Genomic DNA, 23,201 nt, shown 5'->3' with positions numbered 1-23,201 from the left:
AGCTCTGACTGATTCTACACTGCATAAACTATAAAAATCCTTATCAAATATCTTCTAAAGCTTTTTGGACTCTTAATGCTTGCACATGTTCTTTTACATCATGCACACGAATAATAGAAGCTCCGTTTTTAGCCGCTTCTAAATGTAAAACTAAAGTTCCTGATAATCTCTCTTTTGGTAGAGATGGGGATATTTTATCTATCATAGATTTTCTTGAAGCACCAACAAGAAGCGGTTTTTTTAGAGTTAAAAAATGCTCTTGATGTTTTATCAGCATTAGATTATGTTCTAGCGTTTTTCCAAATCCAATTCCAACATCCAAAACCATATCTTTAACACCGAATGATTCAGCTTTAGCGACTCTTTGTTCAAAAAAAGAGTATATATCGCCTAAAACATTTTTATATTCAGGACTTTGCTGCATTGTAAACGGATCTTTTTGCATATGCATAATTAGGGCAGTTGCATTATATGCGCTGCAAAGTTTACAAACTTCATCATTTGCCAATCCCGTAATATCATTTACTATTTTAAACCCGCTCTCAAGAGCGTAAGAGACAACTGAAGGCTCGTAGCTGTCGATACTAAATTTTACCTTTTCATATAACTTCTCTTTTTTTATCATATCAAATATCGGTTTTACTCTTCTTAGCTCCTCTTTGGCACCGACATATATGGTGTTAGGAGCAGAAGAAACTCCACCAATATCAATAATATCAGCGCCCTCTTCTGCCATTTTCTCTATCGCTTTTATCGCATCTCTTTCTTTAATTCTTGAGTCTGAAAAAAAGCTGTCATCGTTTGCATTAAGAATACCCATAACTTCTACGCGTGAAGTTTTTTTAACTTTTAAAATATCTTGAAGTTTCTTAGCCAGCTCTTTTAAACCAAATGGTTGAGCCAGCTCTTTTTTACTAAGCAGCTGCAACTGTTTTGTTGTTGCAATCAACATACAATCAACATGCGAAATTTTTGCCACAACAGTTCCGCGAGGCACCGCTAAATCAGCTCCTATGCTAAGAGCATCCTGTTTTAGAATATTTGCTCCGCCTACATGTAACTCTCTTATATAGACAATATGAAGCGCCGCTTTTGATGCAAGTATTTTAATCCCGCCGCTGTCAACTCCCAACTCTTTTAGATATTTTTTTATATTTATACTATTTGATAAAAGTTCAACTTGCATTTTTTTCTCCTGTAAAACTCATAAGAATCATCGCCAACACACTTTGCGGTCTTGCGTTTAACTCTAAAAGTCTATAAGCTTTATCAAAATTTTGAAGAGCCGAAGCGCTTAAAATAAGTTTTTCCACAACAGTTGCTTTGTAGTAGATTGCTTCAACAAGACTTTTTGCTTCATTTTTTTTCACTCTTGCATTTGCTTTTAAAAATTCAAAAACTTCTGCATAATCTATTCTGGAGAGATTAAGATTAATCTCTTGAATCATATGCGTTTTTTCACCTTTTACTATAGGCATTCTTGAGCGGACTGTAGGAAGCAAATTTGATTTTGTGGGAGAAATAATTATAAATTTTATATTTTTAGGAGGCTCTTCTAAAACTTTTAAAAGTGAGTTTTGAGATACTTTATTAAAGTTATTTGCACCTAAAATAATATATTTTGTTTGAGATTCGCTGATATAAGATTCTGCTATTACCGCTTTTGCATGTTCAATTTTAAATTCATCCTCTATAAAACCTGCAACTCTATTAGGTTTTAACTCCTCCTTAAGTCTTTCAAACTCTTTTTCTATGTTAGTGGAGATAAGTATATAGCCCTTTTGAGATTTATGAACTGACATCAACTTCCCCGAACATCGCTGCATTAAGAGAAGCATTAAAAAGACGATAAAGCTGAAGAAGTTTTATATCTAATAGCTTGTCATAAGATTTAAGATGAAATGCGTTGAGATACTCCTCATCAAAAATCCAAAAATAACTTGTATCTTTTCTCTTTGCAAGGTCTGCTCTTTTATCCTCTCCCTTGCCTATATACCAAAAGAAATAGTCCTCTTTATGCGCCAAAGATATCATATCTTCAACTACATCAAGCATCTCTCCACCGTTTACACTGTTATAATGCTTATATAAACTATCTATGCTGATAATAGGAAGCAGTGGGCGGTCTAGCTGTGAAGAGTTTAAAAAATCAAGAATATATGTCTCAAGCCATTTTCTTTTTTCATCCGTAATAAGAATAATTGTTTTACCGCTTAATATCTGCTCAAGCGCCTGTGAAGTTGTAGTGGTCCAGTCAAATCTCTGCTCTTCTAGCCAACTAAAACAGCCACCCTCTTCTCTGATTGCATCCAAACTCCACTGCGCAAAATCCTGCATATCTTTTATTTCTCTTCTATAATATTAAAAAAGTATTTATTTATTAAAGTTGCAAAATATAAAGAAGTATCAATTTTCATTATTTATCTAACTCATAAGCATTATGAAGAGCTCTAACTGCAAGCTCTGCATATTTTTCATCTATTACCATTGAAATTTTTATTTCTGATGTAGAGATCATACCGATATTGATATTCTCTTTTGCCATTGTCGAGAACGCTTTTGCTGCAACACCGGTGTGAGATTTCATACCTACGCCTACTATTGAAACTTTGCAAATGTTTTCATCATAAGAGACCTCATCAACCTCTGCATCTTTGACAAATGTATCAACAACAACTTTAGCATCATTTAAATCACCTACAGGTACTGTAAAATCTATATTTGCTCTGCCGTCATGACCCACATTTTGAACTATCATATCAATATTTACACTATTGTTTGAAAGTTTTGTAAAGATATCCGAAGCAATTCCCGGTCTGTCTTTTACGCCTATTAACGATACACGCGCTTGGTTTTTATCCAGTGCAATTCCGCTTACTAACGGTTTTTCCATAATATTTTCTTCCTTCGTAATTAATGTTCCCTCTTCATCTGAAAAGCTTGTTCTTGTTACTAAATTGACATTTAATTTTTTTGCCAGCTCCACTGAGCGGTTTTGAAGTACTTTTGCACCCAAAGAGGCAAGCTCAAGCATCTCATCATATGAAATTTTTTCAAGTTTTTTCGCTTTTGGCTCAATACGAGGGTCAGTCGTGAAAATTCCGCTGACATCTGTGTAAATCTCACACAAATCTGCTTTGAGCGCTCCCGCGATTGCAACAGCGGAGAGGTCACTTCCTCCGCGTCCGAGCGTTGTTACATTTCCATCTTGCGATATACCCTGAAAACCTGCTACTACTACAATTTTTCCCTCTTTTATAGCATTATGCATAACAACTGGGTTAATCTCTTCAATACGCGCTTTTGTATGAATATTATCCGTAACAATTCCAGCTTTTCTGCCTGTCATTGATATTGCAGGGAATCCCATCTCGCTTAGCGCAATTGCTAAAAGAGCAGCAGTTACTCTCTCACCTGAACTTAGCAGCATATCCATCTCTACTCTTGCAGGATTTTTTGAAAAATGCTCCGCATATCCTATAAGTTTATTGGTCTCCCCACTCATAGCCGAAACCACTACGACTATGTCATGACCGGCTTTTTTGGTAGCGCTTACACGATTTGCCACATTTTGAATACGATCCAAATCACCAACGCTTGTTCCGCCAAATTTTTGAACTATCAACATCTACAATAATCCTTCATCTTTGAAATAATTTATCACACTCTCATATACATCTTTTTTAAAACTTGCACTTAAAGTTAGAGCCTCATCAGCCGTTACAAATTTATAATCAGAAAACTCAGGCTCTTTTGTATCAATATTGATTTTAGCGTTTTTGTGGAGTTTTACTAAAAAATACCTTTGTTTCTGCCCTATAAAAGGTTTCATATTTTGTGCTATTTTTAAAGGAAAATCATAAGATACCCACTCAGGATATTCAGCAATCACCTCAACTCTATTTGTACCTATCTCTTCTTCTAGTTCACGAAAAAGAGCTTCTATGACCTCTTCTCCTTCATCTATTCCGCCTTGAGGAAATTGCCACACACCCCTTAAATCATTTCTCTGCGCCAAAAATATCTCTTTTTTTTGCGGATAAGTGTCGGACACAATAATCATTGCGACATTAGGTCGATATAAATTTTTTTTACTCATAGCTTCACTTAAATATAGATTTTGAGAGATTTGAATTATAAAATTATACAAGACTAGCAATTAAAGTAACCTAATTTTTACTATTTTATAATGCGCTTCTACTTACTCAAAATAATAAAAATCCAACTATTAAAAAAAATCAAATAAAGCTATAATTCTCAACTTAACTAAGGAGGGGTTTGTGCTACTTTATATACATATTCCATTTTGTGATTCTAAATGTTACTATTGCGCTTTTAACTCCTATCTAGACAAGTTTCATCTAAAAGAGCACTACATGGAAGCTCTTTGTACCCAGCTTCAATTTGAATTAAAAAGATTTAACATCACATCCAAAGAGATAGAATCAATTTTTATCGGCGGCGGAACACCCTCTACGGTTGCACCGGCACTGTACAAAAAAATATTTGACGCTCTAAAACCCTACTTAAAAGATAATATTGAGATAACAAGCGAAGCCAATCCAAACAGTGCAACTGCAGAGTGGCTTGAGGGGATGTTTAAACTTGGGGTTAATCGTATAAGTTTTGGGGTACAAAGTTTTGATAAAGATAAACTCAAACTTCTAAATCGTTCACATGGCGCTGTGCAGGCAGTAGAAGCTGTTTTAAATGCCAAAAAGATTGGTTTTAAAAATATCTCAATTGATCTTATTTATGCTACACTCAATGACACAAAAAAGCTTTTAGAAAATGATTTGAGTACCGCTTTTTCTCTGCCGATAAACCATTTAAGTGCTTACGCTTTAACGATTGAAGAGGGTACTTTATTTGAATCAAAACCTTATATGTCAAATGAGAAGCTGGAACTGACATCCTGGTTTTTAAAAAAAATAACTGATTTTGGCTTTAATCAATACGAAATCAGTAACTTCGGCTCTTACCAAAGCACTCATAATCTTGGATACTGGGAGTATAAAGATTATATAGGACTCGGAAGCGGAGCTGTTGGCAAACTTGGCTTAAAAAGATACTATCCAACCACATGCATTGAAGATTATATAAAAAATCCGCTCGATATTAGAAGCGAATTATTAACACTCGAAGATAAAAAAATTGAACAGATTTTTTTAGGATTGCGTTCGTGTGTAGGAGTTCATAAAGATCTTTTAAATAAAGAAGAGTTAAAAAAAGCAGAACTTCTTGTTAATGAAAAAAAACTGCTCTTTAAGAATGATACTTTTTATAACATCGACTATCTTTTAGCAGATGAGATTACACTCTTTATATCCTAGTTTAATTATTCTTTAGATAGAATCTTGTTTTTATAATAATTTTGAGGATTTTTTATGTTTGGTATGGGTTTTACTGAGATACTTATTATCGCTGTTATTGCCATTTTGTTCCTTGGTCCGGATAAACTTCCAGATGCAATGGTAGAGATAGCTAAATTTTTCAGAAATGCGAAGAATACTATTGGCACTATGAAAGAGTCTCTAGAAGAAGAGATGAATGTTAAAAGCATGAAAGATGAAGCATTGGCATACAAAAAAGAGTTGCTTAATGCCTCAAATCAAGTAAAAAGCGCAACTGACATAAAAAAGATGGCAGCAAAATTAACAACGCTTGAAGATGGTACATTTGAAGATGACGATCTCTTCAAAGAGTCAAAACAGAGTAATCAATCAGATAACAAAAGTGAAAAAACGCCAAATAAAAGTGATGAAGTAACTCTTGCAAAGAAAAAAAAGAATCCAAATAAAATAGAAGAAGATAGCAAAGATGTTTGATGAAATAAAACCGCATTTAGTTGAACTAAGAAAAAGACTTGGTATCTCTGTCGCCAGCCTTATTGTAATGTTTTTTGTAATGTTTTACTTTCATGAAGCAATTTTAGAGTGGATAGTAGAACCCTTAAATGTCGCTCTTTTAGAAGTTGGCAGAAAATCTCTTCACGCTGCCGATGGAATGGTAACAACAAATCAAGTAGGCGGAGCATTTTTTGTTGCTCTTAAAGTCTCATTTTTTGCAGCCATTTTAGGAGCTCTTCCTATTATTTTAAGTCAAATATGGGCTTTTATAGCACCTGCTTTGTATGCTAATGAAAAAAAGATGATTATCCCGTTTATTCTCGGTGGAACCATAATGTTTGCAATAGGAGTTATATTTGCTTACTACATAGTTACTCCTTTTGGTTTTGATTTTTTGATTACTTTTGGTAGCTTTAAGTTTACTCCGCTTATCAACATAGAGGATTATGTAGGCTTCTTTACAAAAATCATGTTTGGCTTTGGTATAGCTTTTGAACTCCCCGTTTTTGCATATTTTCTAGCACTTCTTGGCATGGTAGATGATAGACAAATGAGAGAGTTTTTTAAGTATGCGGTCATAATTATTTTTATAGTAGCAGCACTTCTTACTCCGCCGGATGTATTAACACAGCTTTTAATGGCAGGACCACTTGTCCTGCTCTATGGAATCTCTATTTTGATAGTAAGAGTTGTTAATCCTGCACCTCCGCTTGAAGAAGAGAGTGAAGATGAGGATATAAATCTTCTTGATGAGATAAAAGCGATAAATAAAGACAGTGAATAAAGAGTTTTTAACCTCAAGCTATGACTTCTTTCTTCCAAAAGAGCTTATAGCAACCCATCCTGCAAGTCCCAGAGACAGCGCAAAACTTCTTGTATACAATAGAGAAACGGATGAAATATCTCATGTAAAATTTTGGGATTTGGAAAAATTTATCCCAAAAGAGTGCGCGCTAATATTTAACGATACTAAGGTTATAAAAGCAAGGCTCTTTGGTAAGAAAGAGAGTGGCGGAAAAATAGAGCTTCTTATAAACAGAGCCTTGAATGCTTATGATATCAATGTATATATCAGAGGAAAGGTAAAAGCAGGCACAAAAATCTTCTTTGATGAAAATCTTGTTGCTGAAGTTAAAGAGCTTTATGATGATGGAAGCAGAGTCGTTCATTTTTATATAAACAATAAAATTTTGCGCTTTGAAGAGCTTCTTCCGATAATAGAAAAAATCGGACATGTTCCTCTTCCTCCTTATATTCAAAGAGAAGACAATAAAAAAGATGAAGAGGAGTACCAGAGCGTATTTGCCAAAGAAGAAGGCGCTGTTGCGGCCCCAACGGCATCTCTGCACTTTACAAAAGAGCAGCATAAAAGAGTATGCGAAACATTTGCTCACGCATTTGTAACACTCCATGTCGGAAGCGGAACATTTAAACCGGTAGAGTGTGATACTATAACTGAACATCCTATGCACTCAGAGTATTATGCCATCTCAGATGAAGCAAAAAAACTTTTAGACTCCAGTAGAGCAATTTTGAGCATTGGTACCACCTCCACTAGAACAATAGAGTTTTATGCAAGAAACAAAGATATTGTAAACGGAGAGGCAAATCTCTTTTTACACCCAAACAACAGACCCTTAAGAGTAAATCATCTGCTTACAAATTTTCATCTTCCAAAATCCACGCTTCTTATGTTGGTAGCCTCTTTTGTAGGCTTAGAAAAAACACAGGAGCTTTATAAGATTGCTATTGAAAAAGAGTATAGATTCTACTCTTACGGCGATGCAATGTTGATACTATAGAACTAAAACTCTGCCGTTTACTATTTGTATCTCGCCGCTTAACTCAGCTTCAAAAATTCTTTGCGGATATTTTGCCAAAGCCTCATCATATGTTGGATTTGCACTACAAAATTCTATAAAATCATCCTTATTTGACACTCCAAGGGTTGTCGAAGAGGAAAATTTTGATACAAACTCATCTATATCATAAATTGCCTCTGCTTTAGACTCTTTAATAAGCTGATTTGTACCCTCACTTTCACCTAAGCGATTTGGAAGTACAAAAATTTCTTTTCCCATTTTTAAAGCAAATTCTACGCTTCTCATTGTTCCGCTATCTATATCAGCTTCACCCACTATTAAAACATCCCCGAGAGCAACTACAAGTTCATTCCTAACAATAAAACTCCAAGGAGTTGCACGAAATCCCAACTCAAACTGACTAAGCAAGAGCCCGTTATTTCCTATATTATTTAACAAATTTTTATTTACTGCCGGATAGCGCATATCTATACCACATGGCAAAACAGCTATAGTATTAAAGCTCCCCGCTCCTGAATGGGCTGTAGCATCTATCCCCATTGCACCGCCACTTACTACACAGATTCCATTTTTTGATAATGCTAAAGAAATTTTTTGGATATATTCGCGAGAATATTTTGTCGGTTTTCTACTGCCTACGATTGAAACTTTTACTCTCTGTAAAAGTTCAAGATTTCCGTTATAAAAAAGCTGCTTCGGATAACTTTTCATAGAAAAAAGTTCAGGTATTTTATTTTTAACTATTTTCATTTCAATATAGCTTATCTATTAAAACCAATTCAACTTCAGAAAAAAGATGCTTTGACTCACTAATGGCCAAAAGAGTATTTGCATGCGGATGACCTATTGCTATTGCACTTCCATGCACTTTAGCTATTTTGATTGCTTTTTTTATTTGTCCTTTTACATAATCTTTATCAAGTTCATGATCTAAAAAGATATCTCTTGACATATATTTTTTTCCATAACTTTTCATCACCTTTGGTACTTTTGTTGATCCAATTGTCCGACTGTCTATAAAATTAATATTTTCTTTTTCCAGCGCATAAATAAGTCTATTTACTGCCGCTTCGTCTGATGTAAATTTACTTCCTGTATGGTTATTGATATATTTGACTTTTGGGAATAGCTTTTTTATTTCTGCAACTCTTTGCAATATTTTTATTTGAGAATCATCCACTTTTAGTGTATAAGGTTCTTCCTTTGTGAAATTTTTTGCTTCCATAGGCAAATGAACCATATAAAACTCCTCTTTTGCAGCCAATTTATGAGAATTTGGTCTGAATTCACTTGGCGGCAGAAAAGACATTGTTATAGGCAGATTAAGGCTCTTGATAGCTTTTATATGAGACTTTACACTCACATCATCTATAATAATTGCCAACTTTGCTTTGGCAGAAGTCTCTACTGTCTTCTCCCGCTCTATTGGTTTTGGCTCTATAGAACTCTCAACCTCATGCGAAGCATCTTCATACTTCTCTTTTGCTTCTTTAGTGCTTTTTTCAATAGTTTCACTCTCTTTTATTTGCTTAACGCTTTTTTTAGCGATTTTGCTCTCTTTTTTAAATAAATCTTTTTTTGCATCATCATATCCAACATAATATCCTATACCAAAGGAACTAAAAGCGATAATTATAAAAGTTACAATCCAAGTTATAAAAGTTAAATTTTTTGGTTTTTTCTTAAAACTTGTTTTTCTTTTTCTTGACATAAATTCTCCATAAATTATAATAAAACTATATCCTAAAAAATTAAAATAGAGATTATTTATTGCATAATGACATATTAATATACTCTTTAAAACATTGTTTTTCTTAAGCATTCTTTTTGTATAATTTCGAGTTCCTTTCTCTTTGTATCGAATTTTTTCGATATATATATACATCCGAAAGGGAAACAAAAGCCTGTTTATAGGCGAAATACCAAAGGGAGATTATACTCTATGAGAAATTACGAAAACCTAGTAATCGTAAAACCGACATTAACAGCAGAAGAGATTCAAGCTAGCGTTAATGCTATTGAAGAAGTTATCACTTCTAACGGCGGCGAAATAGCTGCAACAGACGCAATGGGAATGAGAAAATTAGCATATTCTATTGGAAAAAATGAGCGTGGTTATTTCCATGTTATCTATTATACAGCTGCTCCTTCAGCAATCAGCGAAATTGAAAGACGCTTCCGTATTAATGAAGATCTTCTTCGTTTTGTAACTATCAAATATGATACAAATCGTGAAGTGTCAGCTTGGAACCAACTAGTTCAAAAAGCAAACAAAAAAGCTTCATCACCTGCTGAAGAAACTAAAGAAGAAGTTGAAGCAAGCACAGAAGTTCAAGAAGTAGCTGAAGAGACAGCAGAGTAATTGGCTAACGCCTAAACAAAGAAGGAAGATTCATGTATAACAAAGTTATTTTGGTTGGAAACTTAACTAGAGATATAGAACTTAGATACTCTCAAGGCGGAATGGCAATAGCAAACACTGCTATTGCTACAAGCCGCAAATTCACTGTTAACGGTGAAAAAAAAGAGGAAGTTTGCTTTGTAGATATTACATTCTTTGCAAGAAGTGCAGAGATTGCCAACCAGTACCTTAAAAAGGGGAGTAAAATCCTTGTAGAAGGTAGACTTAACTTTGATCAATGGGTAGATCAAAACGGACAGAAACGCTCTAAACACTCTGTTGTTGTTGAAACAATGCAGATGCTAGATTCGAAAAATGATAACCAAAACAGTGGTAATTATCCTGCTCAACAAAATCAAGCAGGACAACAAAATTATCAACAACAAGCACAAAGTTATCAACAGCCGAATCAGCAACAGCAATCCTATTCACAAAACAGAGCTATACCTGAGAGCAGTTCTGTTCCGGAAATAGACATTGATGAAGATGAAATTCCATTTTAGAAAATAGATAATAAAAGGAAATACCATGGCAGAAAGAAGAAAGTATAAAAAAAGATACTGTAAGTACTGTGAAGCAAAAGTTGACTTCATGGATTATAAAGATGTAGGAGCGCTTCGCTTCTCTCTTTCAGAAAGATATAAAATCATGCCTCGCCGTTTAACAGGTAACTGCAAGCGTCACCAAGATATGATTGCAACTGTTATTAAAAGAGCTCGTGCTGCGGCATTAGTTCCATATACTGTAACTCGTAAAACAGTAGTAACTGCACCGTTTGAAAATTTAAAATAATTTTCAAAACATGCACCAAAATCCTAAAACAGGATTTTGGTTTTAAACTCAATTTTCAATAAAAATAAATTCTTATTTAACTCTTCTACTCTTCTATACAAGCTGCTTTAAAACCTAAGCGAACCTTGTCTTGTTTTAATTTTTTATAAAGTTTGAATTTTGCTTTTTCAAGTTCTTCATCATTATAGTTAAATAGAGATTTAATCTCATTATTATCCAAATCAGCACTATCCATAGCAAAAAGTCTTAACTCTTTTTTTGTAAGCTTGGACTTAAGTACTCCATATAAAAGTTTATCATCTTCAATCATATTAATTGCATCTAATTTACAAAATTTCACAAGCATTTCTCTAAAACTATTTTCACTGTTGTACTGTCTCCAGACACTATTTTCTAACATTATAATTTCTCCAATATTTTTCTTAAATCTTTAGTCTCAACTACTATATTTGCTTCTTTGCGTAAAATCTCTCTTGCACAAAAAGCGACTCTTGTTCCTGCATGAGCAAACATTGAGAGGTCATTTGCTCCGTCTCCGCACACCAATGTTTCCTTCTCAGTGACTCCCAAAAGCCCCTGCAAGCGTATTAACATGTCGCCTTTGGAGTAGTTAAACATCATATCTCCGCCGACAAGACCTGTAAGTTTTTGATTTTTATGATGCAGTACATTTGAAAAATCTGCATCGTACCCTAAAATATTTTTTGCATATCCAGTAGCATTTCTAAATCCGCCGCTAAAGCAGACCACTTTCATTCCTCTGCTCTTTAGCTCAGCTATTGTCTCGCGAGCTCCATTCATATATGGCAAATTTTGACTTATTTTTTCAACCACACTATAATCTAAACCTTTTAGCAAACCCGCTCTTTGTTGCAGTGATTCAAAAAAGTCAATCTCTCCGCTCATCGCAGCTTCTGTTATTTTACCAACCTCTTCACCAAGTCCCAACTCTTCAGCAAAAAAATCTATCGTCTCGCCATCCATCAGCGTAGAATCAAAATCAAAAACAGCCAGTTTTAGCATATATTTTTCTCTCTTTAGTTATAATTACGCAATTATACCATTTAGGATGCTTTTTGTTTAATGAACTTATAAATAAACTAAAAAACGATACATATATCACTCTTGAGACGACGCCGGGGCACTCTCCTGTATTTTCTCCTATTATCGATACGATAGCTGAATTAGGGCTTGATAAATTAGTAGATGGTTTTACAACAACAGACAACCCTCTTGCTAAATTAAAATATAACTCTCTCTTTGCTGCAAAAATGCTTCAAGAAAGATTTCATAAGCCAGTAATTGCAACAATGAGCATGCGTGATAGAAACAAAATTGCTCTTCAATCAGACTTGCTGGGAGCAAACGAAATTGACATAAGAGCTATCTTAGCACTTACCGGAGATCCTGCATCTATCTCTGATCAGCCTCATACTAAGGCTGTTTTTGAAGCAGACAGTACGCTTTTGCTTGACATCGTTTCTTGTTTTAACAGCGGCATTGATTACGCAGGCAAACCTCTAACACATAAACCAAAAGAGATTTACCCCTTTGCAGTTGTAAACTCTTATGCAAAAAATCCTAAAACACTTCAAAAAAAGATGCAAAAAAAGATAAAACACGGTGCGCTTGGAATCATTACACAGCCGGTTTATGACCTGCAAAACGCAAAACTTCTGCTTGAGCTTAAAGAGGCTGCAAATAAAGAGTGTTGTAATGAGAGAAAAGATGCTGAGCTTATTTTAGGAATTTTTCCGATTACAAAACTTAGAACAGCACAATTTTTATCTGCCCATGTTCCAGGAATAAATGTACCAGATGAGTGGATAGAAGCTCTTAAAATTGCAAATGAGCAAGGAACAGAAGAAGAGTATAGAGTTGGATTTGAACTTAGTAAAAATCTCTTTTTAGAGATAAAAGCATTTCATCCCAAGATTCACCTTATGACGGCAAATCAGTTTCAAATAGCAAGAGATATACTATTATAAATTAAGGATAAAGATGATTGATTTAAAACTACTCCAAAAAGATTTTCAAGGCGTCAGCGATAAACTCGTAAGAAAAGGCGTTGATATTAAACTTTTAAATTCTCTAAAAAGAAAAAATGAAGAGCTAAAAGCTGCGAAAGTTGATTATGAAACGCTCCAAGCTGCTCAAAATGCGATGAGCAAAGAGTTTGGCGTCTATAAAAAAGAGGGAAAAGATGTAAGTGAATTAAAAAAGAGAGTAGATGCAAATAAAGTTAAAATTGCAGAAGCGCTTGAAGTTCAAAGAACAAAACAAGAAGAGCTTGAAACTTTAGCTATGTCTATCCCAAATATTCCAGATGATGACACACCTGATGGTGAGGATGAAAATGACAATGTTGAGATTAAAAAAGTTTTAGCTCCAAGACAATTTATATTTACTCCAAAAGAGCACTGGGAACTAGCCGAAAATAACGGATGGATAGATTTTGAGCGAGGAGTGAAACTTGCAACAAGCCGCTTTAGCGTCTCTTTTGGCATGGGTGCAAAACTTGAACGAGCACTTATTAACTTTATGCTGAATTTTAATTCAAAAAGAGGTTTTACGGAGGTCAGTGTGCCTTCTATAGTAAATAGAGCTGCATTGGAAGGAACAGGACAGCTTCCAAAATTTGAAGACGACCTTTATAAAATAGAAGATCAAGAGTTGTTTTTAATTCCAACGGCAGAAGTTCCGGTTACAAATCTATATCAAGATGAGATTTTGCCGGCTGATGCACTGCCTATAAAAATGACTGCTTACACATCATGTTTTAGAAAAGAGGCAGGTGCGGCAGGTCGTGATACAAGAGGTATGATAAGACAGCATCAATTTCACAAAGTTGAACTTGTCTCTATAACAAAGCCTGAAGATAGCGATAAAATATTTGATGAAATGGTTCAAACTGCTTCAGATATACTTACCGAACTTGAACTTCCGCATCGTCTTGTCACACTTTGTGCCGGAGACTTAGGATTTGGTGCAGCTAAAACCGTAGACTTGGAAGTTTGGCTTCCGGGTCAAAATAGTTACAGAGAAATAAGCTCAGTCTCAAATACCAGAGAATTTCAAGCTAGACGCGCAAAAATAAGATATAAAGATGGAGATAAAAACTCTTTTGTACACACTCTAAATGGTTCTGCATTGGCAGTGGGAAGAACTATGGTAGCTATTATGGAAAACTTTCAAAATGAAGATGGAAGCATCACTATTCCAAAAGCGCTTGAACCATATATAAATTAATATTATAAAATTCGGAAGTAGCTTATATTTCCGAATTTGTATTTTCTATTTTACTCTCAGTTGTAAAATATCCAATAAGAGATTCTGAAGCTGCAAGCTCATTGCCAACACTAATATTTAATCTAAAGTTAGAAGGCACATAGAGTGCTGTAACGCCGTTTAACATAAATCCGTATCTAGAGCCTTGAAGTATATTTTGAGCTTTTATAATATCTATGTCAATTGCCTTGAAACTTTGTTTTAGTATATGGGTAACTTTTATTTTATTGGATGATTTTTTATCAACAAAAATCAATTCTACATTTTCGTTAATATCTTTTGAGAGAGGATAAATAGAAGATAATCTTGCACCTCTGTAGATCGATATATCTTTTAATAATGATGTAAAAGGGGCTCTAAGAAGAGATACATTTAAATAATTACTCTCTACTTCTATTTTGTATGCGTAACTCTCTTTGCTATCCAACTCTTCTATTGAAACTACTTTTCCATCAACGGGACTAACAACACTGTTTTCCTGATAAAGCATATTTTGTCTCTCTGGATTTCTAAAAACAAAAAGAAAAAAAAGTGTCGTCAAAAAAGCAATAAACTGCAAAAAATCTAAATCAAGCAAAGTAAAAAGAAGAAGCGCTGCAACAGAAAATATTAAATAATTCCACCCCTCTTTTGCAACAGGTAAAAGATTATTCTTCATCTAATCCCTCTTTGTCATCTCTTTCTTTTTTTGAACTCTGTTCATCTTCAACCATTTTTGCATCAGCTTTTAACTCTTCTTCAATATCATCAACAACAAGATTTACTTTAGATTCTAATCCACTCTTTTTTTCAAAGTTTATAATAATTTCTCTAACTTCAGCACCTGTAACGCTCTCTTTTTTATAAAGAAGTTTCACCATATCTTCAATTGCACTTCTATACTCTTGAAGTCTTTGAACAACATGTTGATATCTCTCTTGAAGCGAACTTTTTATAAACTCATCCATGTCCTGCGCCATTTTTTCACTATATTCTCTACTCGCCTGCATACCTCCGCCACTCAAAAAAGATTGTCTACTTTTTTCAAGGACCATTAAACCTGCCACATCACTCATACCGTAAGTTTGAACCATTGATTTAATAATATCTGTCGCTCTTTCTAGATCATTCCCGGCACCCGTAGAAATTTCACCTATAAAAACCTCTTCCGCCGCACGCCCACCTAAAAGTACATCAACTTCTGCCCAAAGCTCATGCTTTTGCATCATAAATTTATTCTCTTCTGGCGTATTGAGCGTATATCCAAGTGCTGCTAAACCGCGAGGTACTATTGAGACTTTTGAAACTTTTTTAGCTCCCGGCGTTGTTTCAGCCATTAAGGCATGTCCGCTTTCATGATATGCAACAATTTTTTTCTCTTTTGGATTTATACGGCGAGATTTTTTAGAAAGTCCTGCTAAAGCTCGTTCCACTGATTCATAAAGATCTTTTTGTGTTACACTTTTTTGACTCTTTCTACCTGCAAGAAGTGCTGCCTCATTAACAATATTTGCCAAATCAGCTCCAGCTAAACCGGCTGTTAAGCGAGCAACTTCTTCGAGATCAACATCCTCATCCATCTTAACGCCTTTAACATGCACTTTCAAAATCTTTATACGACCTTCAAAATCAGGTTTATCCACCAATACCTGTCTATCAAATCGTCCCGGACGCAATAGTGCTTGATCAAGTATTTCAGGTCTATTTGTAGCTGCTAAAATAATAACGGGAGTATCTGTTCCAAATCCGTCCATCTCTGCTAAAAGCTGATTAAGAGTTTGCTCTCTCTCATCATTACCGCCCATATTAGCACCTGCCGCACGGCTTTTACCGATAGCATCGATCTCATCTATAAAAATAATGCTCGGTGCATCTTTTTTAGCCTGTTCAAAAAGGTCACGAACACGAGCCGCTCCGACACCGACAAACATCTCAATAAAACTAGAACCGCTCACCGAAAAAAATGGCACATCAGCTTCGCCTGCAACCGCTTTTGCCAAAAGAGTCTTACCAGTACCAGGGCTTCCTACAAGCAAAACGCCTTTTGGAATTTTTGCCCCGATTTCTACATAACGACCCGGATATTTCAAGAAATCAACAATCTCTTGAACCTCCTCTTTTGCCTCTTCTACCCCTGCTACATCGTCAAATTTAGTTTTAGGTTTTTCAGAGTTGATCATCTTTTTAGAGCCGCCCATCCCCAAAATACCGCTGCCCATACTTTTTTGCATTCGTCCGGCAAAAAACATCCATATTGCAATTATAATTAGAAATGGAAAAAGCCATCCAAACATCTCTGTAAACCAGTTTGTTTCGCTAAAGCCAACATACTCTATATTTTGTTTGTCCAATGATTCTGTTAACTTAGAGTCGCCCGGCACAATTCTTGTCGTATATAGAGTTGCATTATCTGTGCCATATGCTTTAATGTAACTTTGCCCTATTTCAACTTTTCTTAGACTTTTAGACTCTATTAAAGATTTAAGTTCTGAGTAACTTATCTGCTTTGTTTTTTTACTGCCTGCTAGTGTTCCATCTGAGACACTATTTTCTCCAATTATGGCTTTAAAAAGCATGATAATTACTACTGAAAATATCGCAAAAGTTATAAGCGGATTTTTATTAAAAAAATTATTATTATTGTTGTCATTTTTATCGTTTTTGTTTTGCATATCTATTTTTTACCTTGCTTTAATATTAATGTAACCCATTCATCTTGAGTTATTTTTTCTTGAATTTCAAAATCTTGATAAAACTTTAAGACTTTTGATTCATATTTATTTAATATTCCTGATAATATAAGCAATCCGCCTGCTTTTAAAACATTTTTTAAATCATTTGCTATAAAAGTCAAAACATCAGCCACTATATTTGCTACAACAATATCATAACTATCTTTTGTCAAACTACAAGAGCCTTCCCATAAGTTTTCAAACTTTACTGAATTAAGTTTAGCATTTACTCTACTGTTTTCTATACACTCCGCATCTGTGTCACAAGCATCAACTATTGCACCAAGTTTAATTGCCGCTATACCGAGTATTCCGCTCCCGCATCCTACATCTAAAACTCTATCACCCTCTTTTACATATTTTGCAATAGCTTTTAGTGATGATGCTGTTGTAGGATGATGCCCTGTGCCAAATGCCAGTGCCGGATCAATAGCTATATTTATCAACTCACTGCTTGGTTCATCCCATGTAGGATGAATATAAAATTTATCAATTTGAATCGGTTGAACACTCTCTTGATACACTTTTATCCAGTCGCTGTTTTTAAGTTTTCTCTGTTTGCATTCAAGTTCAACATCTTTGCCTAAAGCTTTTTGCAAAGCTTCTGCAAACTGCTCAAGTCCCCAAACTATAGTATCAAGCTCTTCTTCGCTTCTAATAATAAAACCATTATCCGTTTCTTCAAAACCGATGGGTAAAGTATCTGTTAAAAAATCCGAAAAAAGCGAATGATAAGAAGATACAGTAACTGTTAATTCAAAATAATACTCCTGCATTAAATTAAAACACCCATAAAAATGCTAGATTTCTTTTTTAAATCTTTTGAAATAAACGGTTTTTCAATATAATCATTAATACCCGTTTTTTTTGCCTTTGCCAATGCACTTTTTATAGCATCAAACACCCTTAAACTATCATCAATAACAAGTAATTTCAAATGAAACCCTTCTCTTTAAATATCTATAAATCAATAAACTATAATAGCTAAATTTTATTTATTTTGCTATTAAGCAAAGCTTAACTAAGCAACTTAAACATTTTTGCTAAATCTAGAGTTCCTTCGTAATATGCTTTGCCTATAATAACACCATCTACCAAATTTGTAGCAATTAAAGCTTCGATATCTTTCTCATCTTTTACGCCACCGCTGGCAATAGTACTAATTCCGCTTGCTTTTGCGATATCTACAGTAAAATCCACATTTACACCACTTAGTGTTCCGTCTTTTGAAACATCAGTACAGATTATGGCTTCTACGCCGGCATTTGCAAATTCACTTGCCAAATCAGTCGCTTTCATAGAGCTTACTTCACCCCATCCTTCAACTGCGACAAATCCGTCAATAGCGTCTATGCCTACAGCAATGGGATATTTCGCCGCCATATCCTTAACAAATTTCGGATTTTTCACGGCAATAGAACCAAGGATTACTCTGTCTATACCGATTTCAAGCATCTTTTTAATTGTCTCTTCATCTCGAATGCCGCCGCCAAGCTCAAGCTTTACATTACAATTTTGTCTAATCTTAATAATCTGCTCTAGATTTTTCGGCTCTCCGGCAAATGCTCCATTTAAATCAACTAAATGTACCCATTTGGCACCCATCTCTTGAAATTTTTTCACAAGTATCCAAGGCTCATCAGAGTATATTTTAGCACTCTCCATAAGACCCTTTGTAAGTCTAACTGCTTTTCCGTCTTTTAAATCAATTGCAGGGTATAGTGTCATGTATATAAATCCTTTTTAATATATTATAACTTTATAAAATTTTCTAATATTTTGAGTCCATTTTTATGACTTTTTTCAGGATGAGGCTGAATTCCCATAATATTTTTATGAGCAACCGCAGAAGCAAACTCATAGCCATAAACAGTTTTACCGATAATGTCTTGCTCATTTTCACATACAGCATGATAAGAGTGAACAAAATATAGATAATGCTGTTCATCTAAACCTTTAAAAAGAGGATGCTCTTTTGTAAAGACTCTATTCCAACCCATATGAGGAATTTTCAATGCTTCACTGAACTTAGATGGATCAAAAGCAACAACTTTTCCTTTTATAAGACCCAAACCTTCATGACTGCCAAACTCTTCAGAGCTTTCAAACAAAAGCTGCATTCCCAAACATATTCCAAGCATATATTTACCACTTTGCGCAAACTCTTTTATGGCTTCAATCATATTTCGTTCACGCAGATGTTGCATCGCGTCAGGAAAAGCACCAACACCCGGAAGTATCAACTTTTCATACTTTTTAAAATTTTGAGGATTACTCTCAACCACTGTTTTAGCGCCTATCTTAGCAAATGCATTTTGAACACTTGCCAAATTCCCCATATTATAATCAACAATTGCTATCATTCATCAATCTTTAATTTTGTAAATTTTATATAAACAGCAAGCCCTATTAAAAGCATTGCAACTCCGCTTATTATATACATAGCATAAACTAATTTTTCCGGGTCCGTTATAGCAAACTTAAACACAAGCATAAGAGCTTCAATGGACAAAGCGATAATAATAGAACCCAAAAATCTAACCATAGTTTTATGCGGTCCTGAAATATTATGATCTCTTTCACGCCCCATTATCTCCTCTTCTATTATTGTTTTTGATAAATCAAAAATAGCCAGAGAGAGCGTTAAAAGAATTGTAGCCTCAAAAACATTTTTAGCATCAAAATGAACAGCTGATATCTCATAAATAAAAAAACTTTGCACACCATTTATAAAAAGCAGCAAAGCAATAGCTACCAGTGCAAATGCAAAGAGAGCATAAGAGTATTTAAAAAATGTATAAAAAAATGTATCAGAAGTATTTAAACGAGATATTTTTAAAACTTCGTTAAGAGGCATATCCAAACATGCAATATACTTTAAATTGCCATTTTCATCAAAAATTGGCTGCGAAGCTGTTACGCACAATTCGCCTGTTAAAAGTGAAGGATAAGGGTCAGTTACAGTACATCTTCCCTCTCTAACGGCTCTATAGTAGTATGCCCTGTCAGCCAAAATTCTTCCTACATCCTGATCTCTTTGTGAGTGTTCTTGAAATGTCGGACTAATCTGCACCCCTTTGTTATCTAAAAGATAAACACCGTCACAGTTTTCAAGATCTCCTTTGATTTTTAAAAGTCTCGGCAGTATCATCTCTTGACTTATCGAAGGAAGTCTATTAGGAATATTTTTAGAAAAAAGATAACAAAAGTAGGCTCTTGCTTTTGTTCTGCCTCTTGAAAAATCCTGTATATCCGTTGGGACCATTTTTTGCCTTAAATTTTTGTATGATTATACCAAATGCTTTATAACAATTTTATAAGTTACCCTACTTTCATTTGATATAATCTATTTTTAAATTTATAGCTGGAGTTATTGAACAATGGGATTTAAACTATTTTTGCTATTTGAAAAATTTTTAATGATTCTACCGAAAAAAATACGAAAAGGTTTTTTTATTTTTTTGGCAAAAGTTGCATATTACCTCTCTTTTAGATACAGAAATGTTGGATTTGCAAACCTAGATTTTATATTCGGCGATAAACTTACACAAAAAGAGAAAAAAGAAATAATCAAATACAGTTTTAAAAACTTACTCTTAAACTTTTTGCATTTAATGGAAATCAGGCATATGAACAAAGAGGATTTTGCAAAAAAAATAACAGTAAAAAATATAGAAGCTGTAGAGAAAGTGCACGAACAAAAAAGAGCAGCTGTATATATAACTTCCCATTACTGTTCATGGGAGTTAGGCGGGATAGCGGTAGGAATTTTTGCTGAACCAATAGCCGCTGTTTATAAAAAAATGAAAAATCCAAATTATCAGAAGTGGGTACTTGAATCAAGATCAAACTTAGGAAATACATCATTAGAAAAATCTAGTGTAATTAAATCTCTTATAAAACTTGCTAAAAATGGCAAAGCCAGCGGTATTCTAATCGACACGGCTATTAGCTCCAGAGTAGGTGTAGAAGTTGAATTTTTAGGTAAAAAAGTGCATCAAACTGCAACACCATCCTATTTAGCAAGAAAATTCAATGCTGCAATTATTCCAGTTATCATAAAAACAGAAGATGAAGAAAACTATACTCTAACATTTTTTGATGAGATAGAGGTGCCAAAAACAGATAACGAAAAAGAGGATATTCAAAAAGCAACACAGCTTCAAGCTGACTGGCTAACAAAAGTCATAATAGATGACCCAAAATTTTGGTTCTGGATTCATCGTAGATTTAAAAATAGATATCAATATATTTATAAAAAAAAGACTTAAAAACTTTTTTGAGTTTTATGTTATACACTCTTTTGTTCTCGCCTCAAAAAGCTTCATAATAGTTAAGAAAAATGCAGTAATAGCAGGTCCTAAAATCATTCCCCAAAACCCAAAAGTCGTAAGTCCCGCAATAATGGCAAAAAAGATAATAAGCTCATTCATCTTTGCATCATCCTCTTCTAAAAGTCTTAGATTTATCTCTTTAATAATCAAAGGTTTTATAAAAGTATCTGCAACAACTGAAATAACAAGAATAGAATAAAGAGCTATAAATATTGCATTAGAACTATTGCCGACAGAAAATTCATAAAACATAAAAGGAAGCCACATAAGCGCTCCTCCAATTACAGGAATCAATGATGCAAATCCATACATAATTCCAAATAAAAGCCCATTGTACCCCATAAAAGAGATAGCAATCCCAAAAAGTATTCCTTGAAACATCGCATTAACAATTATAGAGTAAAAGACAACACTCATTACAGATGAGAGCTCTTTTGCTAAAAGTGTTGTCTCATCAACTGACATCTGGACAACTCTCTTTAAAAAATCTACTACATAACTCCCATTGTATTGAGCAAAAAAATAAAAAATTATCACTAAAAACGAATTTTTAAGATACCCTGCACTCATTGATCCAATATTTCCCGTTAAAGAGAGAACATAAGAAGCAATCGAATTTACATTAACTTCTTTCATTAAATCATCAGTATAGGGCTTTAAAAATGACAAATATTCAGGCGGATTTAACAAAAATTCCCTAATAAACACTTCTATATTTTTAAAAATTGTAAAATCCATGCTGTTTAATTTTATTGTCAATGTTGCCAAAAAATATCCAAGAGGCACAAAAAACAGAACTGCCAACAAAAAACTTGAAATCAGTGCTGCAAAAAATTTTGATTTTACTGTTTTTTCAAAAAAATTCTGAATATTTGATGTAGAAATTGCCAATAACGCTGCGATTATCATTCCAAGCAAAAATGGAACATACAGAAGATACATCCAGTATAAAGAGGTGGCAAATAGTATGGCTACAAAGTATTGCGGTTTCAAAAGAGAGATCCTTCTTCATGTTCAAAATTAACATTTAAAACATCATAAGTGTTTTTTGTTGCTTTTCTGCCCTTTGAAGTTCTCTCCAAATAACCATTTGCAATCAAATAAGGCTCCAGCACATCCTCTACCGTTCCCTCATCTTCACTAAGCGAGGCAGCTATAGTACTCAGCCCGATAGCTTTTCCTTTTGCTCCAATAAGAAGATTTAAAAGCTTAATATCCATCTCATCAAATCCATGAGAGTTTATGCCAAGCTCCTCAAGCGCAAATTTTGTTCTTGAATGTACAATCTTTTCCTCATTAGCGACATCTGCAAAATCTCTTACACGACGAAGGAGTCTAAGCGCAATACGCGGTGTTCCACGACTTCTTTTTGCTATTTCAATGCATGCCTCATGCACTATCTCTTTATTAAGTTTTGCCGAAGCCTGCAAAATAATTTTTGCCAGCTCTTCAGGAGAGTAAAATTGCATTCTAAAATTCATTCCAAATCTATCGCGAAGCGGATTAGAGAGCATCCCTGCTCTTGTAGTAGCACCGATAAGAGTAAAACGCGGCAAATCTATCTTAACTGTTTGCGCAGCCGGTCCGCTTCCTATAATAATATCAATTCGAAAATCTTCCATAGAGGAGTAGAGTATCTCTTCAACAGCTGGTGAGAGACGATGTATCTCATCGATAAAGAGAATATCACCCTCCTCCAAATTTGTAAGAATTGCAGCCAAATCTCCGCTTTTTTCTATCATGGGAGCAGCTGTTACTTTTATATTTGTATTCATCTCGTTGGCGATAATTAGCGCTAATGTTGTTTTTCCCAATCCCGGTGGTCCAAAAAAAAGAACATGATCAAGAGCTTCTCTTCTTTTTTTACTGGCTTCTATAAAAACACCAAGATTTTTTTTAATCTGTTCTTGACCGATATATTCACTCCAGGCGCTTGGACGAAGAGTCGTCTCTAAACTCTCTTCATTCTCAAATCTCTCTATCTCAACTAATCTTTCCATACT

28 protein-coding genes are annotated in these 23,201 nt (G+C 34.4%); 10 read left to right on the top strand and 18 right to left on the bottom strand.

Annotated elements, in window-relative coordinates; all coding sequences use genetic code 11:
- Nucleotides 1-43: 43 nt before the first annotated feature.
- The 5 genes from folP to CVO_RS01920 form a co-directional block, all read right to left on the bottom strand.
- Nucleotides 44-1,186 (bottom strand): dihydropteroate synthase, encoded by a 1,143-nt coding sequence (gene folP, locus CVO_RS01940; RefSeq protein ID WP_152299849.1) that lies wholly within the window; start codon nt 1,184-1,186, stop codon nt 44-46.
- On the bottom strand, nt 1,176-1,802 hold the full coding sequence (locus tag CVO_RS01935; RefSeq protein WP_152299850.1) for a DNA polymerase III subunit delta': 627 nt from the start codon (nt 1,800-1,802) through the stop codon (nt 1,176-1,178). Before CVO_RS01935 ends, folP begins: the two co-directional genes overlap by 11 nt.
- Nucleotides 1,789-2,337, bottom strand: coding sequence for a HobA family DNA replication regulator (locus CVO_RS01930; RefSeq protein ID WP_152299851.1), 549 nt, complete (start codon nt 2,335-2,337; stop codon nt 1,789-1,791). The genes CVO_RS01935 and CVO_RS01930 overlap by 14 nt, the downstream gene beginning before the upstream one ends.
- Nucleotides 2,338-2,416: 79 nt before the next feature.
- Nucleotides 2,417-3,628: an aspartate kinase gene (locus CVO_RS01925; protein ID WP_152299852.1), complete on the bottom strand. Its 1,212-nt coding sequence runs from the start codon at nt 3,626-3,628 to the stop codon at nt 2,417-2,419.
- Nucleotides 3,629-4,099 (bottom strand): RNA pyrophosphohydrolase, encoded by a 471-nt coding sequence (locus CVO_RS01920; RefSeq protein WP_159569697.1) that lies wholly within the window; start codon nt 4,097-4,099, stop codon nt 3,629-3,631.
- 181 nt (nt 4,100-4,280) lie between these two features.
- On the opposite strand from CVO_RS01920, the gene hemW reads away from it, so the two are divergent.
- From hemW to queA, 4 genes are read left to right on the top strand one after another with little or no spacing between them, the layout of a single operon-like run.
- Complete coding sequence (gene hemW / locus CVO_RS01915) at nt 4,281-5,333, top strand: radical SAM family heme chaperone HemW (protein WP_159569695.1); 1,053 nt, start codon at nt 4,281-4,283, stop codon at nt 5,331-5,333.
- Nucleotides 5,334-5,387: 54 nt separating this feature from the next.
- Entirely contained in the window at nt 5,388-5,828 is a 441-nt protein-coding gene (gene tatB / locus CVO_RS01910) for a Sec-independent protein translocase protein TatB (RefSeq protein ID WP_152299855.1), read from the top strand.
- On the top strand, nt 5,821-6,633 hold the full coding sequence (gene tatC / locus CVO_RS01905) for a twin-arginine translocase subunit TatC (protein WP_159569693.1): 813 nt from the start codon (nt 5,821-5,823) through the stop codon (nt 6,631-6,633). Before tatB ends, tatC begins: the two co-directional genes overlap by 8 nt.
- A complete protein-coding gene (queA, locus tag CVO_RS01900; RefSeq protein WP_159569691.1) occupies nt 6,626-7,651 on the top strand; it encodes a tRNA preQ1(34) S-adenosylmethionine ribosyltransferase-isomerase QueA in 1,026 nt (341 codons plus the stop codon). The genes tatC and queA overlap by 8 nt, the downstream gene beginning before the upstream one ends.
- Here queA and CVO_RS01895 read toward each other — a convergent pair.
- Together CVO_RS01895 and CVO_RS01890 are read right to left on the bottom strand one after the other, a co-directional pair.
- A complete protein-coding gene (locus tag CVO_RS01895) occupies nt 7,646-8,422 on the bottom strand; it encodes a DNA-processing protein DprA (protein ID WP_159569689.1) in 777 nt (258 codons plus the stop codon). The genes queA and CVO_RS01895 overlap by 6 nt on opposite strands.
- Before the next feature lies 1 nt (nt 8,423).
- Nucleotides 8,424-9,383, bottom strand: a complete 960-nt coding sequence (locus CVO_RS01890) for a divergent polysaccharide deacetylase family protein (protein ID WP_159569687.1) — start codon at nt 9,381-9,383, stop codon at nt 8,424-8,426.
- A 231-nt stretch (nt 9,384-9,614) separates the two neighbouring features.
- Between CVO_RS01890 and rpsF the strand changes: the two genes are divergently transcribed.
- From rpsF to rpsR, 3 genes are read left to right on the top strand one after another with little or no spacing between them, the layout of a single operon-like run.
- A complete protein-coding gene (gene rpsF / locus CVO_RS01885; protein WP_152299860.1) occupies nt 9,615-10,034 on the top strand; it encodes a 30S ribosomal protein S6 in 420 nt (139 codons plus the stop codon).
- Between the two features lie 32 nt (nt 10,035-10,066).
- Complete coding sequence (locus CVO_RS01880) at nt 10,067-10,576, top strand: single-stranded DNA-binding protein (protein ID WP_159569685.1); 510 nt, start codon at nt 10,067-10,069, stop codon at nt 10,574-10,576.
- Between the two features lie 25 nt (nt 10,577-10,601).
- Nucleotides 10,602-10,865, top strand: a complete 264-nt coding sequence (gene rpsR, locus CVO_RS01875; protein WP_159569683.1) for a 30S ribosomal protein S18 — start codon at nt 10,602-10,604, stop codon at nt 10,863-10,865.
- Between the two features lie 85 nt (nt 10,866-10,950).
- Here the strand turns inward: rpsR and CVO_RS01870 are convergent, their stop codons facing one another.
- Both CVO_RS01870 and serB read right to left on the bottom strand, forming a co-directional pair.
- A complete protein-coding gene (locus CVO_RS01870; RefSeq protein ID WP_159569681.1) occupies nt 10,951-11,265 on the bottom strand; it encodes a hypothetical protein in 315 nt (104 codons plus the stop codon).
- Nucleotides 11,265-11,888, bottom strand: coding sequence for a phosphoserine phosphatase SerB (gene serB, locus CVO_RS01865; RefSeq protein WP_152299864.1), 624 nt, complete (start codon nt 11,886-11,888; stop codon nt 11,265-11,267). Before serB ends, CVO_RS01870 begins: the two co-directional genes overlap by 1 nt.
- Before the next feature lie 53 nt (nt 11,889-11,941).
- Here serB and CVO_RS01860 point away from each other — a divergent pair, with 53 nt between their 5' ends.
- Together CVO_RS01860 and serS are read left to right on the top strand one after the other, a co-directional pair.
- The gene (locus CVO_RS01860; protein WP_159569679.1) at nt 11,942-12,853 is read left to right on the top strand and encodes a methylenetetrahydrofolate reductase; all 912 of its coding nucleotides are present in this window, start codon (nt 11,942-11,944) and stop codon (nt 12,851-12,853) included.
- 13 nt (nt 12,854-12,866) lie between these two features.
- Nucleotides 12,867-14,114 (top strand): serine--tRNA ligase, encoded by a 1,248-nt coding sequence (serS, locus tag CVO_RS01855; protein WP_159569677.1) that lies wholly within the window; start codon nt 12,867-12,869, stop codon nt 14,112-14,114.
- Nucleotides 14,115-14,136: 22 nt separating this feature from the next.
- Here the strand turns inward: serS and CVO_RS01850 are convergent, their stop codons facing one another.
- The 7 genes from CVO_RS01850 to CVO_RS01820 all read right to left on the bottom strand — a co-directional run bounded on the left by CVO_RS01850 (nt 14,137) and on the right by CVO_RS01820 (nt 20,129).
- Nucleotides 14,137-14,811, bottom strand: coding sequence for a phosphatidylserine decarboxylase (locus CVO_RS01850; protein WP_152299867.1), 675 nt, complete (start codon nt 14,809-14,811; stop codon nt 14,137-14,139).
- Nucleotides 14,801-16,804 carry an ATP-dependent zinc metalloprotease FtsH gene (gene ftsH / locus CVO_RS01845; protein ID WP_152299868.1) on the bottom strand — a complete coding sequence of 668 codons (2,004 nt, stop codon included), beginning with the start codon at nt 16,802-16,804 and terminating at the stop codon, nt 14,801-14,803. The genes CVO_RS01850 and ftsH overlap by 11 nt, the downstream gene beginning before the upstream one ends.
- 2 nt (nt 16,805-16,806) lie before the next feature.
- Nucleotides 16,807-17,640 (bottom strand): 50S ribosomal protein L11 methyltransferase, encoded by an 834-nt coding sequence (locus tag CVO_RS01840; protein WP_152299869.1) that lies wholly within the window; start codon nt 17,638-17,640, stop codon nt 16,807-16,809.
- Nucleotides 17,640-17,801 carry a hypothetical protein gene (locus CVO_RS01835; RefSeq protein WP_159569675.1) on the bottom strand — a complete coding sequence of 54 codons (162 nt, stop codon included), beginning with the start codon at nt 17,799-17,801 and terminating at the stop codon, nt 17,640-17,642. The genes CVO_RS01840 and CVO_RS01835 overlap by 1 nt, the downstream gene beginning before the upstream one ends.
- An 80-nt stretch (nt 17,802-17,881) precedes the next feature.
- Nucleotides 17,882-18,592 (bottom strand): 1-(5-phosphoribosyl)-5-[(5-phosphoribosylamino)methylideneamino]imidazole-4-carboxamide isomerase, encoded by a 711-nt coding sequence (hisA, locus tag CVO_RS01830; RefSeq protein WP_152299870.1) that lies wholly within the window; start codon nt 18,590-18,592, stop codon nt 17,882-17,884.
- A 23-nt stretch (nt 18,593-18,615) separates the two neighbouring features.
- Entirely contained in the window at nt 18,616-19,227 is a 612-nt protein-coding gene (gene hisH / locus CVO_RS01825) for an imidazole glycerol phosphate synthase subunit HisH (RefSeq protein WP_159569673.1), read from the bottom strand.
- Nucleotides 19,224-20,129, bottom strand: a complete 906-nt coding sequence (locus CVO_RS01820) for a PDC sensor domain-containing protein (RefSeq protein ID WP_152299872.1) — start codon at nt 20,127-20,129, stop codon at nt 19,224-19,226. The genes hisH and CVO_RS01820 overlap by 4 nt, the downstream gene beginning before the upstream one ends.
- A 115-nt stretch (nt 20,130-20,244) precedes the next feature.
- On the opposite strand from CVO_RS01820, the gene CVO_RS01815 reads away from it, so the two are divergent.
- A complete protein-coding gene (locus CVO_RS01815) occupies nt 20,245-21,135 on the top strand; it encodes a lipid A biosynthesis lauroyl acyltransferase (RefSeq protein WP_159569671.1) in 891 nt (296 codons plus the stop codon).
- A 15-nt stretch (nt 21,136-21,150) separates the two neighbouring features.
- Here CVO_RS01815 and CVO_RS01810 read toward each other — a convergent pair whose 3' ends face one another.
- Nucleotides 21,151-22,191, bottom strand: a complete 1,041-nt coding sequence (locus CVO_RS01810; RefSeq protein WP_152299874.1) for an AI-2E family transporter — start codon at nt 22,189-22,191, stop codon at nt 21,151-21,153.
- Nucleotides 22,188-23,198, bottom strand: coding sequence for a Holliday junction branch migration DNA helicase RuvB (gene ruvB, locus CVO_RS01805; protein ID WP_159569669.1), 1,011 nt, complete (start codon nt 23,196-23,198; stop codon nt 22,188-22,190). The genes CVO_RS01810 and ruvB overlap by 4 nt, the downstream gene beginning before the upstream one ends.
- Nucleotides 23,199-23,201 lie beyond the last annotated feature (3 nt).

The sequence above is a fragment of the Sulfurimonas sp. CVO genome (assembly GCF_009883775.1).
Taxonomy (GTDB): Bacteria; Campylobacterota; Campylobacteria; order Campylobacterales; family Sulfurimonadaceae; genus Sulfurimonas; species Sulfurimonas xiamenensis.
The sequence above is the reverse complement of the archived record's forward strand: the minus strand, read 5'-3'. Positions and strand labels throughout refer to the sequence as shown.

What these genes read in the sequence shown, in the direction of transcription:
- folP (WP_152299849.1), bottom strand. Translation starts at nt 1,186, where the DNA reads ATGCAAGTTGAACTTTTATCAAATAGTATAAATATAAAAAAATATCTA.
- CVO_RS01935 (WP_152299850.1), bottom strand. Translation starts at nt 1,802, where the DNA reads ATGTCAGTTCATAAATCTCAAAAGGGCTATATACTTATCTCCACTAAC.
- CVO_RS01930 (WP_152299851.1), bottom strand. Translation starts at nt 2,337, where the DNA reads ATGCAGGATTTTGCGCAGTGGAGTTTGGATGCAATCAGAGAAGAGGGT.
- CVO_RS01925 (WP_152299852.1), bottom strand. Translation starts at nt 3,628, where the DNA reads ATGTTGATAGTTCAAAAATTTGGCGGAACAAGCGTTGGTGATTTGGAT.
- CVO_RS01920 (WP_159569697.1), bottom strand. Translation starts at nt 4,099, where the DNA reads ATGAGTAAAAAAAATTTATATCGACCTAATGTCGCAATGATTATTGTG.
- tatB (WP_152299855.1), top strand. Translation starts at nt 5,388, where the DNA reads ATGTTTGGTATGGGTTTTACTGAGATACTTATTATCGCTGTTATTGCC.
- tatC (WP_159569693.1), top strand. Translation starts at nt 5,821, where the DNA reads ATGTTTGATGAAATAAAACCGCATTTAGTTGAACTAAGAAAAAGACTT.
- CVO_RS01895 (WP_159569689.1), bottom strand. Translation starts at nt 8,422, where the DNA reads ATGAAAATAGTTAAAAATAAAATACCTGAACTTTTTTCTATGAAAAGT.
- CVO_RS01890 (WP_159569687.1), bottom strand. Translation starts at nt 9,383, where the DNA reads ATGTCAAGAAAAAGAAAAACAAGTTTTAAGAAAAAACCAAAAAATTTA.
- rpsF (WP_152299860.1), top strand. Translation starts at nt 9,615, where the DNA reads ATGAGAAATTACGAAAACCTAGTAATCGTAAAACCGACATTAACAGCA.
- CVO_RS01880 (WP_159569685.1), top strand. Translation starts at nt 10,067, where the DNA reads ATGTATAACAAAGTTATTTTGGTTGGAAACTTAACTAGAGATATAGAA.
- rpsR (WP_159569683.1), top strand. Translation starts at nt 10,602, where the DNA reads ATGGCAGAAAGAAGAAAGTATAAAAAAAGATACTGTAAGTACTGTGAA.
- CVO_RS01870 (WP_159569681.1), bottom strand. Translation starts at nt 11,265, where the DNA reads ATGTTAGAAAATAGTGTCTGGAGACAGTACAACAGTGAAAATAGTTTT.
- serB (WP_152299864.1), bottom strand. Translation starts at nt 11,888, where the DNA reads ATGCTAAAACTGGCTGTTTTTGATTTTGATTCTACGCTGATGGATGGC.
- serS (WP_159569677.1), top strand. Translation starts at nt 12,867, where the DNA reads ATGATTGATTTAAAACTACTCCAAAAAGATTTTCAAGGCGTCAGCGAT.
- CVO_RS01850 (WP_152299867.1), bottom strand. Translation starts at nt 14,811, where the DNA reads ATGAAGAATAATCTTTTACCTGTTGCAAAAGAGGGGTGGAATTATTTA.
- ftsH (WP_152299868.1), bottom strand. Translation starts at nt 16,804, where the DNA reads ATGCAAAACAAAAACGATAAAAATGACAACAATAATAATAATTTTTTT.
- CVO_RS01840 (WP_152299869.1), bottom strand. Translation starts at nt 17,640, where the DNA reads ATGCAGGAGTATTATTTTGAATTAACAGTTACTGTATCTTCTTATCAT.
- hisA (WP_152299870.1), bottom strand. Translation starts at nt 18,592, where the DNA reads ATGACACTATACCCTGCAATTGATTTAAAAGACGGAAAAGCAGTTAGA.
- hisH (WP_159569673.1), bottom strand. Translation starts at nt 19,227, where the DNA reads ATGATAGCAATTGTTGATTATAATATGGGGAATTTGGCAAGTGTTCAA.
- CVO_RS01820 (WP_152299872.1), bottom strand. Translation starts at nt 20,129, where the DNA reads ATGGTCCCAACGGATATACAGGATTTTTCAAGAGGCAGAACAAAAGCA.
- CVO_RS01815 (WP_159569671.1), top strand. Translation starts at nt 20,245, where the DNA reads ATGGGATTTAAACTATTTTTGCTATTTGAAAAATTTTTAATGATTCTA.
- ruvB (WP_159569669.1), bottom strand. Translation starts at nt 23,198, where the DNA reads ATGGAAAGATTAGTTGAGATAGAGAGATTTGAGAATGAAGAGAGTTTA.